Consider the following 17,117-nt stretch of genomic DNA (forward strand, 5'->3'; position numbering starts at 1 on the left):
TGTGGTGAGAGAGTTGACATATTTGGCTAGGCAAATATAATAAGCCCATGAATACGGAATCCCTCGCTATATTATTTAAAACCCTTTCCGAACCGGTTCGTTTACGGATTATCTATCTGTTGCTGAAACAAGGCGAGCTGTGTGTTTGTGATCTGGTGGATACGCTGGAGCTGTCCCAGAGTGTGGTGTCGCGTCATCTGGCCTATCTACGCAATAACGGTTTGGTTGCGACCCGGCGTGAGGGTGTGTGGATTTATTATCGTATCGTGGGTGATTGTTGCCAGCCTTTGTTTGAGCATATTCGTCAGTGTGGTGAGGATAACGTAGAGATGCAGGCTGATGTAGCCAGGTTGAAGGCGACAGCGCGGCAGAATCTATGCGGGTGATTTTTTTAGCTTTTATCACCGCTGTCCCGGTAAGGTCGAGACAGGAATTGCTCTCCTCTAACAGAGACACGCCGTGAATACATCCCTGTAGGCTCGATGCCCGCGTCCATGCGGGCAACGGTCTCTGTTAGAGGAGAGCAATTCCTGTCTCTTGAGTTAACGGGGTGGTGGTTAGCTTTTATATATTTGTTTATACGGTTATACGGGTTTATTATTAGGTAGGAGATTAGTGAAAATGACAATGAAGGTAGGTATTAACGGTTTTGGGCGCATGGGTCGGCTTGGCTTGCGTGCCGCCTGGGATAAAACCGATTTTGAAATTGTGCAGATCAATGAGATTGCCACGGATGCAACCGGTTCGGCGCATCTACTCAAATTTGATTCAGTACACGGCACCTGGCCTTACGATACCGCAGCAGAGAATGGTGATGTACTGATTGATGATAAGACTCTGGCTTATTCTTCAAATACAGCCATTGGCGATAGCGATTGGTCGGGCTGTGATATCGTGATCGAGGCGACGGGTAAACATCATAAAAGGCCAGAGATCTTAAAGGCCTATTTTGATCAGGGTGTGAAAAAGGTGATCGTTGCCGCGCCCACCGAGGGTGCGCTCAATATTGTTTACGGCATTAATGACGATCAGTACGATCCTGAACATCATCATCTACTGAGTGCCGCTTCCTGCACCACTAACTGTCTAGCCCCAGTGGTAAAGGTGATGCAGGAGAAGGTCGGTATCAAGCATGGCTGCATGACCACTATTCATGATATTACCAACACGCAGACCATTGTTGATAAGGGTCACAATGATCTGCGTCGCGCGCGTGCTTGTGGCAATTCACTGATTCCTACCTCCACCGGATCGGCCAAGGCGATTAGCACGATATTTCCTGAATTGAAAGGCAAACTTAATGGTCATGCAGTGCGGGTACCACTGCTTAATGCCTCACTCACCGATTTTGTCTTTGAGGCATTGCGTCCGGTAACGGCAGAAGAGATCAATGCTTATTTTAGCGTGGCAGCGGAGGGTGAGCTAAAAGGTATCCTTGGCTACGAGGAGCGTCCACTGGTCTCGGTTGATTACCTCAATGACCCACGTTCATCCATCATCGATGCGCTCTCTACCATGGTCATTAATGAGACTCAGGTAAAGATCTACGCCTGGTATGACAATGAATGGGGTTATGTGAATCGTATGATGGAGTTGGCAGCCAAGGTTGCCCGGAGCCTGTAAATGGAACAGGGGTTGCGCAATTACCTGACGATTACCGGTGGCTACTGGGCCTTTACCCTTACTGACGGGGCGATTCGCATGCTGGTGGTGCTCTATTTTTATCAGTTGGGTTATTCGCCGCTTGAGGTGGCGATGTTGTTTATCTTTTACGAGTTCTTCGGCATCGTTACTAATCTGCTGGGCGGTTGGTTGGGAGCGCGTATCGGGCTTAATCTCACCATGCACATTGGCATGGGCTTACAGGTGGCCGCGTTGGTGATGTTGGCTGTGCCAGAGGCATGGCTCAGTGTGACCTATGTCATGTTGGCGCAGGCACTCTCCGGCATCGCCAAAGACCTGAACAAGATGTCTGCCAAGGCAGGTGTAAAAATGTTGCTGCCCCACTCGTGTGAAGGGGAGGATGATTCACGCCTGTTCAAGTGGGTGGCGCGTTTGACGGGTTCTAAAAACACACTAAAGGGTGTGGGATTTTTTCTCGGTGCAACCCTGCTTGAGTTTGTCGGATTCCGCAATGCCTTGTTGATACTGGCAGGTGGTTTGTTGCTGGTGTTGACTATCACTGTCCTATTGTTACCCCAAGGTCTGGGTAAAACTAAAACCCGAGTAAGATTTACCCGGCTATTTTCCAATACAGCTGCTATTAACAGACTCTCGGCAGCACGTTTTTTTCTGTTCGGTGCGCGGGATATTTGGTTCGTAGTGGGCTTGCCCGTGTTTCTCTCTTCAGTATTGGGCTGGCATTTTAGCGAGGTGGGTGCATTTCTGGCATTGTGGGTGATCGTCTACGGCATTGTTCAGTCCTGTGCGCCGATGATATTGCGTGGTCGTCATCCTGATGCAGGTACAGTAAGGATTGGGCTGTTTAGTTTGATGTTGATCCCCGTTGCCATCGCATGGGCTCTGCAACAGGGTATGGAACCGAATCGGGTGATTATTGTAGGATTGTTTGTCTTCGGGATGGTGTTCGCTATTAATTCTGCTGTCCATTCCTATCTGATTATCGCCTGGTCCGAGCGCGACAAGGTGTCAATGAATGTCGGCTTTTACTATATGGCGAACGCCGGTGGACGGCTAACAGGTACCGTGCTATCGGGTTGGATCTACCAGAGCCAGGGACTGGTGGGGTGTCTGTGGTGGTCAGCAGGGTTTGTACTGGTAGCGGGTTTGTTGTCGTTGGGTTGGAAAGATGTCGGAGTGGACTGGGGTTGGCGGGAATAAGCGCTATATTCACACCATTGTGGCATTATCGGCGCTATGGTGTCGAGGCCTATGACCGGGCGCTGGATGCGGCACTCAGCTTGAATAAGGTTGATGATGTAGCTAGTCAGATTCGGCAACTTGTCGAGTCGAAAGAGAGTGCGTCAATGCCGTTTGTTCGACAGTCTTTGCAAGCAAGGATTCGTGTGCATTGAATACGGTGCGTTTCGTGGTTTTTGATGGCTTTTTAAAATGGTGCCGAGGAGAGGACTTGAACCTCCACGAGCCAAAGCTCACTAGCACCTGAAGCTAGCGTGTCTACCAATTTCACCACCTCGGCAAAGGATATGAATTTCATGTAGAATATCAGGTTGCGAACTGTACTAGCAGTTTGAGCACTTGTCAATCCATCATCGTTTGAATGGGTTCAATATTAGTGATTTGGTGAATGAAGAAAAAAAATTCGAAAGTACGTGCTGAAAAAGGACGTAAACAAGACCCCCATGCCGAGCGTGAGGCATCCCAGTATGAGCAACCGATAGCCAGCCGTGAGTTTATTATGGAGTTGTTGGATGAGGCGGGTGTTCCGCTGCGGCGTGAGAAGATTGCCGAGATGCTGCAACTTACTAGCGAGGACACCCTGGAAGGGCTGCGCCGCCGTCTGAATGCGATGGAGCGGGATGCTCAGGTGATTCGTAATCGGCGCAATGAATATGCCTTGCTGGATAAGATGGATCTGATCAGTGGTCGTGTACTCGGTCATGCCGATGGCTTTGGCTTTCTGGTGCCGGATGAGGGTGGCGATGATTTATTCCTGTCACCACGGCAGATGCGTGGGGTATTCCCGGAAGATCGGGTGGTGGCGCATGTGGTTGGAGTGGATCGGCGTGGTCGGCGTGAGGGTGCGATTGTTGAGGTAATTGAGCGTAATACCCATCATGTGGTGGGGCGGTTCAATGTGGAGGGTGGTGTCGGTTTTGTTATCCCGGATAACAAGCGCATTATCCATGATATTGTGGTGCCGAAGGATTTTCAGGGCGATGCCGAACATGGTCATATCGTTAGTGTCGAGATTATCGAGCAACCGGGTAAACGTAATCGTCCGGTAGCAAAGGTGGATCGTATCCTGGGTGAGCACATGGCACCGGGGATGGAGATTGATATTGCTATCCTGCGGCATGAGTTGCCGGGTAGCTGGTCGGCGGCAGTTGATGATGAAATGGCGTGCTTTAGTGCTGAGGTGCCGGAGGATGCTAAACAGGGTCGTCTGGACCTGCGTGATACCCCGCTGGTTACCATTGATGGCGCCGATTCACGTGACTTTGATGATGCGGTTTTTTGTGAAAAAACCCCCAAGGGCTGGCGTTTGCTGGTGGCTATTGCCGATGTATCTCATTATGTCGCAACGGATACCGCGCTGGATAAAGAGGCGTATACCCGGGGTAATTCGGTTTATTTTCCTGAACGTGTGATACCGATGTTTCCAGAGGCGTTGTCGAATGGTCTGTGTTCGCTGAACCCCGATGTTGATCGTCTGTGCATGGTCTGTGAGATGTATGTCAACAAGGCTGGCAAGATGACTCGATCCAGCTTTAAAGAAGGTGTGATGCGTTCACATGCACGTCTGACCTATGATGCGGTAGCAGCGATGTTGGTTGATGGTGATACCGCCTTGCGTGAGCAACATGCTGACCTGTTACCACATCTGGAGGAGCTTTATCGCCTGTATAAGGCCCTGCATGAGAGTCGGGGTGAACGCGGTGCGATTGATTTTGATACCACCGAGACGCGCATTGTGTTTTGTGATGATCGCAAGATCGACAGTATTGTTCCGGTACACCGTAATGATGCCCATAAGCTGATTGAAGAGTGCATGATCCTGGCAAATGTAGCCGCAGCACGTTTCCTTGAACGTCACAAAATTCCGACGCTTTATCGTGTCCATGAACAACCCAAACTGGAGAAGTTGATTGATCTGCGTGAATTTCTGAGTGAGTTGGGCCTGGGTCTAGGTGGCGGTGATAAACCGGGAGGCAAGGATTATGCAACGATCCTGTCGAGTATTAAGGATCGGCCGGATTACCACTTGATTCAAACGGTTCTGCTGCGTTCGATGAATCGGGCCAAATATCACCCGGATAATGTCGGGCATTTTGGTCTGTCGCAGGATCAGTATCTACACTTTACCTCGCCCATTCGTCGTTATGCTGATCTATTGGTGCATCGTGGTATCCGTCATGTCCTGCGTGGTGGTAAGAAGGAGGACTTCAAGCCGGGTACGGCGATGATGTTGTCTACCGGTGAACATATATCAATGACTGAACGTCGTGCCGATGAGGCGACGCGTGATGTGGATGACTGGCTCAAGTGTGAGTATATGAGCGACAAGGTGGGTGAGGTTTACGAAGGTATTATCACCAGCGTGACCTCGTTTGGAATCTTTGTCGAACTACAAAATATCTATGTTGAGGGTCTGGTGCATATTACCGCCCTGCGTAATGACTTCTATCACTTTGATCCAGTCGGCCATCGTCTGAGTGGTGAACGCAGTGGTAAGGTTTATCGCCTTGGTGATCGCGTTGAAGTGCGTGTAGTACGAGTGAATCTGGATGATCGTAAAATTGACTTTGAGCCGAGTGATCAGGAGCCGGGTGCAGCCGGTGGTGCGCGTAAAGGTAAACGCCCTGGTAATAAAAAGGATAAAGGACGTAGACGCTCGGGTGGCAAACCGGAACAGGTGGATGAAGCTTCGTCTGAGAAGAAGGGTAAGAAGCGTAAGCCACGTAGAAGAAAACCCAAATCAAGGCAGGCAGAGGATAATCCGGCTAATGGTAATGTCGCTAAGACTGATACCAATGAATCGGAATCATCAGGTAATCAGGCGACAACGGTTAAAAAGAAACGTAGAAGAAGGCACCGGAAGCCGAAGGCCGCAGCAGAGTAAATTACCATGGCAAATAAGGAATTGATCTACGGTCTGCATGCCGTGCAGAGTCTGTTGGAGAATAATGCCCATGCTGTGTGCCGGATCTGGTTACAGGATGGTCGTCGTGATAAACGTCTGAATCAATTACTTGAGCAGTTGCGAGAGCAGGATGTTCAGGTGCAGGTTCAGTCGCGCCGGGCATTGGATGATCTGGTCGATGGTCGTCGGCATCAAGGTGTCGTGGCTGAGGTGTTATTACCAGAACCCGCGACTGAGCAGGGACTAGAGGGATTGTTGGAGACCCTTGATGAACCTCCTTTTCTATTAATACTGGATGGTGTGCAAGACCCGCATAATCTGGGTGCCTGTCTGCGTAGTGCAGCAGCTGCCGGGGTGCATGCGGTGATTATTCCTAAAGACAGAGCGGTTGGCTTGACCTCGGTGGTGCGCAAGGTAGCGAGTGGTGCCGCTGAGGTGGTGCCATTGTATCTGGTGAGTAATCTGGCGCGAACTCTGCGTCAGTTGCAAGAGCGTGGTATCTGGCTCTACGGTGCTGCTGGAGAAGCGGATAAATCGGTCTATCAGGTTGATTTGAAAGGTTCGATAGCTATTGTTATGGGCGGAGAGGGTAAGGGGTTACGACGACTTACCCGTGAACATTGCGATGTTTTGATGCATATACCAATGACTACAGCAGTGGAGAGTCTCAATGTCTCGGTGGCTGCCGGGGTGTTGTTATTTGAAGCGAACCGTCAGCGTTTGCCTTGAATGATTAAAAGAATTTGCCTAATGGGTACTAAATAGCATAAAATAGCCGACCTTTTACTGGGTATTGATCTTAATGGGTCTTACCTTTAACTCCTTGCTTCATCGCTTGTCACGGGAAGCTTTAAAAACAAATCCATAGGGAGATTCTATGAGACATTATGAAATTATATTTCTGGTTCATCCAGATCAGAGTGATCAGGTTCCGGGTATGCTGGAACGCTATCGTTCTAATATTGAGGCAGGTGGTGGTGCAATCCATCGTCTGGAGGATTGGGGCCGTCGTCAGTTGGCTTACCCTATCCAGAAGATTCACAAGGCACACTATGTGCTGATGAACATTGAATGTGGTGTGGATACATTGCGGGAACTGGAGAGTAATTTCCGTTTCAATGATGCTGTATTGCGTAATCTTATTATTAGTCGCAAAGAAGCGGTTACTGATGCCTCGATTCTTTCCCGTAAGGAAGAGAAAGAGCATAGTGATCGTTCTACCGATGCTGCTTCAGATACTAAAGAACAGAGTGATGAGGTTGTCGCCACAGCTGATGATGCCGTTCAGGCTGACGATGCCGTTCAGGCTGACGATGCCGTTCAGGCTGATGCTGAGTAACGCAGTATACATTTTATAAGAATATAGGAATAAGATTATGTCCCGTTTTTTTCGTCGTAGACGTTTTTGCCGTTTCACCGCTGATGGTGTAAAAGAGATTGATTACAAGGATATCGCAACTCTAAAGAACTATGTTTCCGAGACTGGCAAGATTGTGCCCAGCCGTATTACCGGAACCAGTGCGCGTTATCAGCGTCAGTTAACCACCGCCATCAAGCGCGCACGTTTTCTGTCTCTGTTGCCTTATTGCGATGCCCATTGATAACGTATAACCTCGTGTGTCCAAACGGACATCCGGGGTTATCCATCACCTGAGGTGGTGGGTGCTGGATGCAGAATTTACTCGTATTAATTATGAGTGGTCGCTGGCGGGCGACCTTGATGGTGGCATTGAGTGCGGTAATCGCATTGTTGTTTTTGCCTCTCAGTTCACCATTTAGTTATATCGGTGGTGCCATCGTGGTACTGGTGACCCTGCGTCATGGTGCCGAGGCGCTAACAGTAATCCTGGGTGCAAGTGCGTTGTTGGCACTGGTGGGTTATCTGTTGTTTGGTCAGGTTGTTGCAATATTAATGACCGGGTTATCCTTATGGATACCGGTCTATATCCTGGCCAGGGTATTGCGTGCCTCGGTCTCGTTGGGGCTAACGGTACTGGTGACAAGCCTGATTGCATTGGCCGGGTTGCTGGTGAGTTATGCCCTGATGGATAACCCGGCGGCCTGGTGGGAGCAACGTCTGTTGCCTTTGTGGGAACAGGGACAATTTGGTGATCCTGCTCTGCTAAAACAGATTAGTCTGTATATGATGGGGCTGATGTTGACGGCGTGGCAAGGTGGTCTGTTATTGTGCGTGTTATTAGGTCGATGGTGGCAGTCGAGATTGTATAATCCGGGTGGCTTCCAGCAGGAGTTTTATCAGCTGAGGTTGAATCAGTGGAGTTCCTGGTTGGTATTTGCCTTGTTTGCAGCTGCCGCCTGGCTTGATGAATCGTGGACTCATCTGGTCGATCAGGCATTGATTATTATGGTAGTGCCTTATTTGTTGTTGGGTCTGTCGATTATTCATGCGCTGATTGCAAAAATGAAATTGCGACGAGGCTGGTTAGTGGGTGTCTATGTGTTGTCGTTTATTCTGCCAATGCAGTTTACGATGCTGGTTATGTTGTTGGCACTAACGGACGCATGGATAGATTACCGTGAACGGGTTCCATCAGCCAGTGCTTGATGTGTAATACTAATTTTAGAAAATATGATGTTGAGGATGTGAACAATGGAAGTAATACTTCTGGAAAAGATTGAAAATTTGGGTGGCCTGGGTGATCAGGTTAATGTGAAGGCTGGTTTTGGACGCAATTATTTATTGCCCCAGGGTAAGGCTATGCCTGCCACGACTGCAAATATTGCTCATTTTGAGGCGCGTCGTGCAGAGCTGGAGAAGGCTGCTGCTGAACTGCTGCAAGCGGCTGAGAAGCGTGCTGCTACGATTACTGAATTGGCGGGTATCACCATTACTGCCAAGGCGGGTGATGAAGGTAAGTTGTTTGGTTCCATTGGAACCTCCGATATTGCTGCTGCCATAACCACTGTGGGTGTAGAACTTGCTCGTACTGAGGTGCGCCTATCGGATGGTGCCTTCCGTGCCTTGGGTGAGTATGATGTGGTCGTACATCTGCATACTGATGTTGATGTAACCATCAAGCTGGTCATTGAAGCAGAAGAATAAGCTGGATTTGTCGGGTTGTTTTCCGTATGGGTTGGTTTTTCTGTGTAGGTTGGGTTAGCGTAGCGTAGTAACCCAACAGAATTTGTCGGGCTTATATGGGGTTATCTGGTGTCGGAGAGTTTTCAATCGATGGATCTGGGTGTTACTCATGCGGACACTTTGAAGGTGCCCCCGCATAACATCGCAGCCGAACAGGCCGTCCTGGGTGGTCTGTTGCTGGATAATGAGGCCTGGGACCGGATTGCTGATCGTATCAGCGAAGATGATTTTTATCGTAAAGATCATCGTTTAATTTTTAACGCCATTGCCGTACTGGCATCGCAGTCTATGGCCTGTGATGTTGTCACCCTCTCCGGCGAACTGGAAAAACATCAACAACTTGATGAGATCGGTGGTTTAGCTGCCCTTGCCTTGTTAGCCAAGAGCACACCCAGTGCGGCTAATATTAAGCATTATGCGGATCTGGTGCGTGAACAGTCGGTATTAAGACAGTTGATCCGGGTCGGTGGCGAGATTACCGAGAGTGGCTTCTTCCCCGAGGGCTGTTCCGTATCGGAATTACTGGATCGCGCCGAAAAAGATGTATTCAAGATCAAGGAGCAGGGTAGTCGTGGACAGGCCGGTTTCGTTGGTATTAATGATCTGCTAAAGAAGGCCGTGGATCGTATCGAGGAATTATTTCATCTCGATGATCCCATCACCGGTGTGTCTACCGGTTTTACTGATTTTGATGACAAAACCGCCGGTCTGCAATCGGCTGATCTGGTGATTGTTGCCGGTCGTCCCTCCATGGGAAAGACCACCTTTGCCATGAATATTGCTGAGAATGCAGCGATCAAGAACAATGTTCCAACGGCTATATTTAGTATGGAAATGCCGGGTGATCAGTTGGCCATGCGTATGATGTCATCACTGGGACGCATTGATCAGCACAAGATTCGTACCGGTAAGCTGGAAGATGATGACTGGCCGCGTCTGTCATCGGCCACCAGTTTGCTGAATAAAGCCCCCTTGTTTATTGATGATACTCCGGCACTTTCTCCCACCGAGATTCGTGCTCGTGCGCGTCGCCTGAAGCGTACACACGGTGATCTTGGGCTAATTATTATTGATTACCTGCAATTGATGCAGGTGCATGGTTCCAAAGAGAATCGTGCCACCGAGATCTCCGAAATCTCCCGTTCGTTGAAGGCGCTGGCAAAGGAACTGGAGGTGCCAGTGGTCGCCTTGTCACAGCTCAATCGTAGTCTGGAGCAACGCCCGAACAAACGTCCGGTGATGTCTGATCTGCGTGAGTCTGGTGCTATTGAGCAGGATGCCGATTTAATCGTCTTTATCTATCGTGATGAGGTTTATAACGAGGATAGTCCTGACAAGGGGACGGCTGAGATCATTATTGGTAAGCAACGAAATGGCCCTATTGGTACCTGTAAACTGACCTTCCTGGGTAAATATACTCGCTTTGAAAATGCCGCCTTTGGTGATTATGGTGAATCCTATTGAGCCGTCCTGTACGTGCTCGTATGGATCTGGCTGCACTGCGCAGTAATCTGGCGCAAGTTCGCCGTCTCGCCCCTGATAGTCAAATTATTGCTGTTATTAAGGCCAATGCCTATGGTCATGGCCTGTTAGCGATAGCCCATGCCCTTACTGATGTTGATGCCCTGGCAGTCGCTTGTGTGGAAGAAGCGAGGCAGTTGCGTGATGCGGGTATAGTCATGCCGATTGTCCTGCTGGAGGGGTTCTTTTCTGCGGATGAATTAACTGAGGTGATTGCTCTGGGGCTGGAGCCAGTGATTCATAATGCAGAACAGCTTGCTGTCTTGACAGCGTTTTCCGCTAGCGGATCTATTGCTATATGGTTAAAGATCGATACGGGTATGCATCGGCTGGGTTTTTCTCCACAGCAGGCAGCAGAGATTCATCAGCAACTGAGCGCAATGGATGTCATTTCCAGTATTCGTTTGTTTTCACACCTCGCCTGTGCCGATGACCGGGGCTCTGGTTATACTCAACAGCAAGGTAGCACCTTTCAAACTGTACTTAATGAGATCGGAGGTGAGGCCTCATTGGCCAATTCAGCAGCCATTATGGCATGGCCAGATTTACATTATGACTGGGTGCGTCCAGGTTTAATGTTGTACGGGATATCACCTTTACTGGATGGCTGTGCGGTGGATGATGGCTTGCGACCGGTTATGCACCTGACTACCCAGTTGATTGCCGTGCATCAATTCAAACGGGGAGACCGTGTGGGTTATGGCGGTGACTGGGAGTGTCCGCAGGATATGACGGTAGGAATTGCGGCGATTGGTTATGGCGATGGTTATCCACGCCATGCGCCGACCGGTACACCGATATTGGTGGATCAGCAACGGACACAATTGCTGGGTCGGGTATCAATGGATATGATTGCAGTGGATCTACGTGGTCTGTCGGTGACGGTGGGGGCTGAGGTGACGCTTTGGGGTAAGGGTCTGCCGGTTGAAGAGATAGCGGCCTGTGCAATGACGATCCCCTATGAGCTGGTTTGTGGGTTGGCGGGGCGGGTAGCGGTTGAGTATGTGGGTGGAGATATGAAATCGAGATGTGAATCCGAGATATGAATGACCCCTTTCTATCAGAGACGCGCCGTGAATACATCCATGTAGGCTCCACGCCCGCGTCCATGCGGGCAAGGGTCTCTGATAGAAAGGAGCCATCCCTATCTCTTGTGTTATTTCAGTGGGTTACAGTATTGGATGGGTGTGTTGATGTCGGCAAAGAATAAATCAGTCTATATCTGTAGTGCCTGTGGGGTAAGTTCACCCAAGTGGGCGGGGCAATGTACGGATTGTGGGGGCTGGAATACGCTGGAGGAGACGGTGGCTGAGGGGGCTCCGGTATCGACGCGTCTGGCGGGTTATGCGGGCAAGAGTGATGGCCGGGTGGTGTTGTTATCCAAGGTTGTCGCGGGTAAGGATATTCGTATCTCAATGGGGATGGATGAGCTGGATCGGGTGCTGGGCGGTGGTCTGGTGGCGGGCTCTGTGATCCTGTTGGGGGGTGACCCTGGTATTGGTAAGTCGACATTGTTATTGCAGGCGATGGCGGGTCTGGGGGGGCGTTTGAAGACCTTGTATGTGAGTGGTGAGGAATCGCCTGAGCAGGTGTCTCTGAGTGCGCAACGCATGGGGCTTGATGCGGACGGTATTCATCTGCTGGCGGAGACTCGGGTTGAACGTATTCTGGATGTGGCGCAGCGTGAGCGCCCACAGGTGATGGTGTTGGATTCGATCCAGACCCTGTTTTCGATGCAGCTACAATCGGTACCGGGTTCGGTGGCACAGGTCAAGGAATGTGCGGCTCAGTTGGTGCGCTATGCCAAACAGTCGGGTACGGCGTTATTCCTGATTGGTCATGTGACCAAGGAGGGTACGCTGGCAGGCCCCAGGGTGCTGGAACACATGGTGGATACGGTGCTGTATTTTGAGGGTGATCCGGGTGGCCGTTATCGTCTGGTTCGGGCGATCAAAAATCGTTTTGGTGCAGTCAATGAACTGGGTGTGTTTGCCATGACTGACAAGGGCTTGAAGGAGGTTAATAATCCCTCTGCCCTGTTTCTGTCGCGGCATCAGGATACGGTGGCAGGCAGCGGGATTATGGTAACGCGTGAGGGCACGCGGCCATTATTGATCGAGGTGCAGGCACTGGTGGATGAAAGTCATCTGGGGCAGCCGCGGCGTGTCACTTTGGGGCTGGAGCAGAATCGTCTTTCCATGTTGCTGGCAGTATTACATCGACATGGGGGTATCCCAATGGTGGATCAGGATGTGTTTGTTAATGTGGTGGGCGGTGTTAAGGTGAGTGAGACGGCGGCTGACCTGGTTGTTATTCTAGCAATTCTCTCCAGTTTTCGTGATCGTCCGCTACCGCGTGATCTGATTATTTTTGGTGAGGTGGGTTTGGCAGGTGAAATTCGTCCGGTACCTAATGGTCAGGAACGTCTGAAGGAGGCGTTGAAGCATGGTTTCAAAAAGGCCATTATTCCAGCGGCCAATGCTCCGCGTGGTGGGCAATTGAAGGGAATGGAGATCCTTGCCGCTAATCGTTTGTCTGAGGTGATTGATTATTTAGCGGAGTCTTGAGGTGACCCCTGATTGGCGTGGATAATCCTCATGGTCTCACTAATCATAAATTTATTCTCGAGTCTTTTTCTTATCAGCTCATTTGACCTGTCAATATCATAACTCTCATTCCTGCAAAATCGCCATATCTCAGGAAGTCTCTCGTTAATGTCGTTAAACATAACGTGCAGGCCTTGCTCTTCTTTGAGGATGAGGGCATCGTTCTCAATAAAGCTATAGTCATTTTCACCAAAGACATGAGTGAGGGATGCTATAACCTCTTCCTCTTTGCGGTGAATAATGACTTTTTTGTAGTTGGTGATGTAATCTTTTATCCCGGTGTAGCATGTTGTACTGTCACCAATGTGCTCTGACTCCATGAATAAACGGTAATCAGGATAATAGTACAGGCCTTCATGCATGCACCCCAGAAACTGACTTAACCAGTAAGTCCGGCTTCTTGGCAGACCCAGGATAAAAAACTTGTCCATCCGGGTGATTAATTTAGTTCGCCTAATTCACCCAGTTCGCGTTCGAGCATTTCATGATCACCGAGATTAAGTTCAATGAGTCGGCGCAGGTTGGTGATGCTATCGAGGTCGATATCCTTACACACCAGTCCGATCACATTATCATTAATGCGAGTCACCCGGGTAACCATTGATATCTTTTCAGATTCACTGAGACTCAGGGTTAACAAATAATGATCATCCTCACAGCTTGAGAGTTCATCCGGGCGCTCAATCAATGCCCCACGCAGAGATATGTCAATGAGTTTGCACTCTGTTGTTGATCGACCACTACTTAGATTGACGACGGCAGAGAAGGGGATGCGACTAAACTGGCGCTGTTGATCCTGAGAACTCTGGGTATCGTGTAGAATAAATTTTAACTGGATAGCACCGATATTAATCAGGTCATTATTGGCGAGTAGCTGACCTTCGCTATCAACATCCTGATTGTTAATGACCGGGGTATAACCGGTGCCGGTATAAGACAGATAGTAACCTTCGTCTTCACAACTGATGGTGACGTTGTGCGTACCGGGGTGCGCTAGTTGAGTTCGGTGTTGAGTGAGTTCGATATGGCGTCCGGTATGAGGGCCAATGATTACTTGTAAACTAGCGTGAGAGGTTGTGTTGGTATCGCTCATCTTTGCTCCTGATCAAGAATGATTAATATAGGCTGTTTCAGAGTATAGCCTTTATTAGTCGTTACTTGCTATAGGGAAAAGGGTTCTATACAATACACCTAATTAATAATCATTCTCATTTGCGTTATTCTGGATCATTAACTATGAAGTTTCTGAGGTATTTTGTTTTACAAGTTCTGCTGACTGTTTACCTGTCGTTATGCTCACCTCTTGTTATGGCGAGTGATGATGCCGATATGGCGGCACAGGATCAACAGATGATTATGCATCTATTGAACTATGTTGCCGGTGATTACCGTCGTGCAGTAGCCGATGGCATGGTATTGAATTGGGATGAATATGCTGAACAGCAGGAATTTTCCGGTAATTTGTTACAAAAGATTCGTCAGCTGCCCAATCGACCGGGCAAAAGGGTGCTGGAGCAGAAGATTACAGAACTGGTTCGATTGATTGATGCCAAGGCGGCGCCACAGCGGGTGGCTGATCTGTGTAAGGAAATTAGTCTGGGTCTGATCGAGACCTATGATGTATCCATTGCGCCACAGATTATCCCGCTATTATCGGGGGTTAAGGCACTGTATATGGAAAACTGTGCGGCCTGTCATGGTGATAGCGGCAAAGGTAACGGTATTGTTGCCTCTCGTTATACTCCCACGCCAACCAATTTTAGTGATGCAACATGGCAGGGCGCACGTAGCCTTTACGCTATTTATAATAGTATTAGTCTGGGCGTTAATGGCACGGCGATGAGGAGTTTTAGTAATTATAGTGATGAACAACGTTGGATGCTGGCCTTTTATGTGAGTGGTTTTGCAGATAATGATATGCAGCGTCAACAGGGTCGACTGCTCTGGCAGCAACAAACGGGTGATCCATTATTTCCCGATATTTCCAGTGTGACGAATACCTCGACGGATGAGGTGAGAGAACATTATGGTGAGGAAGGCGTTGCCCTGTTTGCCTATCTTCGTGCCAATCCCGAATCCATGAATCGTGCGCAGCCATCAGAGCAGGATACCCTGTTGTTTAGTATTCGTGAGCTAAAGGTGAGTCGGGATCGTTATCTTGCCGGTGATGTCGAACAGGCGCAGCAATATGCAATATCGGCTTATCTGGAGGGATTTGAATTAGCCGAGAATGGTCTACGGCTGATTGATAGTGAGCTGGCATTAAAGATTGAACGTGAAATGGCAATTTATCGTTCATTGATTAAGAAGCAGGTAGATACTGCCCAAGTGGTCGCACAGGTAGATATGTTGGAAGATCTGTTGCACCAGGCATCCAATCGTATGAGTAGTACTTCTTTGTCACCTGCTATGATTTTTTTCAGTGCCATGCTCATTTTGTTGCGTGAAGGTGTTGAGGCTATTCTGGTACTGGCGGCGATTGCAGCCTTTCTGGTCAAGACTGAACGTAGGGATGGGTTGCGTTATCTCCATGCGGGTTGGGTGATTGCATTACTCGCGGGTGGTGTCACCTGGTATGTTGCTTCGCATGTAGTGTCGATTAGCGGTGCCAGTCGTGAACTGACGGAAGGCATAGCCGCATTAGTGGCGGCAGTGATGCTGCTTTATGTGGGTTATTGGTTGCATAGTCTGGCTCATTCACGCAAGTGGCAATTATTTATTCATGAGAAGGTGAATAGTGTCCTGGGTCAGGGGACTTTGTGGGGCATTGCCTTTATTTCTTTTCTGGCTGTTTATCGTGAGGTGTTTGAGACGGTATTGTTTTATCAAACCTTGTGGTTACAGAGTGGTGAGGAGAGTCAGAGTAGCTTACTTGCCGGGATGTCGGTGGGTGCGGTTATTTTAGTGTTTGTGGCGTGGTTGATCTTCAAATTTAGTGCGCGCTTACCACTGCGTCTATTCTTTAATGTGAATGCTGTTTTATTGTTTGTACTGGCAGTGATCTTTTCCGGTAAGGGTATTGCTGCGATGCAGGAGGCTGGAATATTCTCCCTGACTATGGTTGATTTTCCACGTATTGATCTGCTCGGCGTATATCCCAGTCAGGAGGGTTTATTGACCCAGGGTATTCTAGTGTTTAGTGCCCTTGCCTGGGTGTTGTATCAACGTGTTATAGCGAAATCATAATGAAGTTATCACCTTATCAGAAAGATGTTGCTGCCTTATTTGATCGTTTGTCTTCGGTTTATGATGGTGCGGCAACGCGTTTCTTTCCCTTTTGTGCCGATCGCATGGCCTATCGTTTCCCGCCGGGAAGAGATAGTAAGGTGTTGGATATTGCAACCGGCACCGGTGCCCTGGCATTGTCGCTAGCGCAGAATATGGGGCGGGGTAATGGACGCGTAATTGGTATTGATTTTTCTCCCGGTATGCTGGATGTCGCCTACCATAATATGCGTAGGTTGGCGTTGCAGAATGTTGATTTGCATGAGATGGATGCCTCGAAGCTGGAATTTCGGGATAATTATTTTGATGCGGTTTATTGTTCATTCGGCCTGTTTTTTATTGAGGATATGCAGGCAGCATTGGAAGAATGGCGGCGAGTAACTTGTTCTCAGGGTCGTCTTGTCTTGAGTTGCTTTGTTAAAGGGGCGTTTCAACCGATGGGGGCTTTGTTATCGGCACGCTTTGAAGCCCTGGGTGTTAAGCTCGCCGGTGAGAACGGAACCTATACCTGGGATAGGCTGGCAACGGCAGAGCAATGTGAAAAGTTATTACAGCAAGCCGGTTGGAGTCAGATTGAGGTGCATCAGGAGCAATGTGGTTATCATCTGATGAAGGTTGATGAATGGTGGGATGTGATCTGGAATACCGGATTTCGTCGTTATCTGGAGCAACTCACTGAACAACAACTGGAACAGTTAAAAGTCGATCATCTGGCTGAGTTGGAGCCCCTGATGACAGAGAAAGGCCTATGGCTGGATGTCCCCGTTCATTTCGTTAGCGCAGTGAGGTAGGGTGATGAGATGGTCTCCTCCCCCTTTAATACGGCGTCGTAATGCGCCATGATGGAAGTTCAACATACCATCAACATAAAGAAACG

The 17,117-nt window shown here is 49.1% G+C and carries 18 protein-coding genes and 1 tRNA gene; 16 read left to right on the top strand and 3 right to left on the bottom strand.

Translation table 11 applies throughout. The annotated features are described in order from the left end of the window. Positions 1-47 precede the first annotated feature (47 nt). From GXP22_06620 to GXP22_06635, 4 genes are all read left to right on the top strand, one after another. The gene (locus tag GXP22_06620; protein ID NOX09147.1) at positions 48-386 is read left to right on the top strand and encodes a metalloregulator ArsR/SmtB family transcription factor; all 339 of its coding nucleotides are present in this window, start codon (positions 48-50) and stop codon (positions 384-386) included. A gap of 235 nt (positions 387-621) precedes the next feature. Beyond that, the gene (locus GXP22_06625) at positions 622-1,623 is read left to right on the top strand and encodes an ArsJ-associated glyceraldehyde-3-phosphate dehydrogenase (protein NOX09148.1); all 1,002 of its coding nucleotides are present in this window, start codon (positions 622-624) and stop codon (positions 1,621-1,623) included. Continuing rightward, positions 1,624-2,841 carry an organoarsenical effux MFS transporter ArsJ gene (gene arsJ, locus GXP22_06630; GenBank protein ID NOX09149.1) on the top strand — a complete coding sequence of 406 codons (1,218 nt, stop codon included), beginning with the start codon at positions 1,624-1,626 and terminating at the stop codon, positions 2,839-2,841. It abuts the gene before it with no gap. Continuing rightward, positions 2,829-3,035 carry a hypothetical protein gene (locus GXP22_06635; GenBank protein ID NOX09150.1) on the top strand — a complete coding sequence of 69 codons (207 nt, stop codon included), beginning with the start codon at positions 2,829-2,831 and terminating at the stop codon, positions 3,033-3,035. The genes arsJ and GXP22_06635 overlap by 13 nt, the downstream gene beginning before the upstream one ends. Positions 3,036-3,073: 38 nt before the next feature. Here the strand turns inward: GXP22_06635 and GXP22_06640 are convergent. Continuing rightward, positions 3,074-3,160, bottom strand: a tRNA-Leu gene (locus GXP22_06640). A 108-nt stretch (positions 3,161-3,268) separates the two neighbouring features. Here GXP22_06640 and rnr point away from each other — a divergent pair. From rnr to radA, 10 genes are all read left to right on the top strand, one after another. Further along, positions 3,269-5,764: a ribonuclease R gene (gene rnr, locus GXP22_06645; GenBank protein ID NOX09151.1), complete on the top strand. Its 2,496-nt coding sequence runs from the start codon at positions 3,269-3,271 to the stop codon at positions 5,762-5,764. Positions 5,765-5,770: 6 nt separating this feature from the next. Next, the gene (gene rlmB, locus GXP22_06650; protein NOX09152.1) at positions 5,771-6,514 is read left to right on the top strand and encodes a 23S rRNA (guanosine(2251)-2'-O)-methyltransferase RlmB; all 744 of its coding nucleotides are present in this window, start codon (positions 5,771-5,773) and stop codon (positions 6,512-6,514) included. Between the two features lie 148 nt (positions 6,515-6,662). After that, entirely contained in the window at positions 6,663-7,124 is a 462-nt protein-coding gene (gene rpsF / locus GXP22_06655) for a 30S ribosomal protein S6 (GenBank protein NOX09153.1), read from the top strand. A 37-nt stretch (positions 7,125-7,161) separates the two neighbouring features. Next, positions 7,162-7,386: a 30S ribosomal protein S18 gene (gene rpsR / locus GXP22_06660; GenBank protein NOX09154.1), complete on the top strand. Its 225-nt coding sequence runs from the start codon at positions 7,162-7,164 to the stop codon at positions 7,384-7,386. Positions 7,387-7,454: 68 nt separating this feature from the next. Beyond that, positions 7,455-8,351 (top strand): DUF2232 domain-containing protein, encoded by an 897-nt coding sequence (locus tag GXP22_06665; GenBank protein NOX09155.1) that lies wholly within the window; start codon positions 7,455-7,457, stop codon positions 8,349-8,351. Positions 8,352-8,396: 45 nt separating this feature from the next. Beyond that, a complete protein-coding gene (gene rplI / locus GXP22_06670; protein ID NOX09156.1) occupies positions 8,397-8,849 on the top strand; it encodes a 50S ribosomal protein L9 in 453 nt (150 codons plus the stop codon). A 129-nt stretch (positions 8,850-8,978) separates the two neighbouring features. Continuing rightward, positions 8,979-10,352, top strand: coding sequence for a replicative DNA helicase (dnaB, locus tag GXP22_06675; protein NOX09157.1), 1,374 nt, complete (start codon positions 8,979-8,981; stop codon positions 10,350-10,352). Then, on the top strand, positions 10,349-11,455 hold the full coding sequence (gene alr, locus GXP22_06680) for an alanine racemase (protein ID NOX09158.1): 1,107 nt from the start codon (positions 10,349-10,351) through the stop codon (positions 11,453-11,455). The genes dnaB and alr overlap by 4 nt, the downstream gene beginning before the upstream one ends. Beyond that, the gene (locus GXP22_06685; GenBank protein NOX09159.1) at positions 11,452-11,619 is read left to right on the top strand and encodes a hypothetical protein; all 168 of its coding nucleotides are present in this window, start codon (positions 11,452-11,454) and stop codon (positions 11,617-11,619) included. Before alr ends, GXP22_06685 begins: the two co-directional genes overlap by 4 nt. Then, on the top strand, positions 11,603-12,976 hold the full coding sequence (radA, locus tag GXP22_06690) for a DNA repair protein RadA (GenBank protein ID NOX09160.1): 1,374 nt from the start codon (positions 11,603-11,605) through the stop codon (positions 12,974-12,976). Before GXP22_06685 ends, radA begins: the two co-directional genes overlap by 17 nt. Here radA and GXP22_06695 read toward each other — a convergent pair. Both GXP22_06695 and GXP22_06700 read right to left on the bottom strand, forming a co-directional pair. Further along, a complete protein-coding gene (locus GXP22_06695; GenBank protein ID NOX09161.1) occupies positions 12,958-13,446 on the bottom strand; it encodes a hypothetical protein in 489 nt (162 codons plus the stop codon). The two genes, radA and GXP22_06695, sit on opposite strands and share 19 nt — an antisense overlap. An 8-nt stretch (positions 13,447-13,454) precedes the next feature. Beyond that, on the bottom strand, positions 13,455-14,108 hold the full coding sequence (locus GXP22_06700) for a PilZ domain-containing protein (protein NOX09162.1): 654 nt from the start codon (positions 14,106-14,108) through the stop codon (positions 13,455-13,457). Positions 14,109-14,251: 143 nt separating this feature from the next. On the opposite strand from GXP22_06700, the gene GXP22_06705 reads away from it, so the two are divergent. Together GXP22_06705 and GXP22_06710 are read left to right on the top strand one after the other, a co-directional pair. Further along, positions 14,252-16,201, top strand: coding sequence for a c-type cytochrome (locus GXP22_06705; protein ID NOX09163.1), 1,950 nt, complete (start codon positions 14,252-14,254; stop codon positions 16,199-16,201). After that, positions 16,201-17,031, top strand: a complete 831-nt coding sequence (locus tag GXP22_06710; GenBank protein ID NOX09164.1) for a methyltransferase domain-containing protein — start codon at positions 16,201-16,203, stop codon at positions 17,029-17,031. Before GXP22_06705 ends, GXP22_06710 begins: the two co-directional genes overlap by 1 nt. The last annotated feature ends 86 nt before the right edge of the window (positions 17,032-17,117 follow it).

Source organism: Gammaproteobacteria bacterium (genome assembly GCA_013151035.1).
Lineage (GTDB): Bacteria > Pseudomonadota > Gammaproteobacteria > JAADJB01 > JAADJB01 > JAADJB01.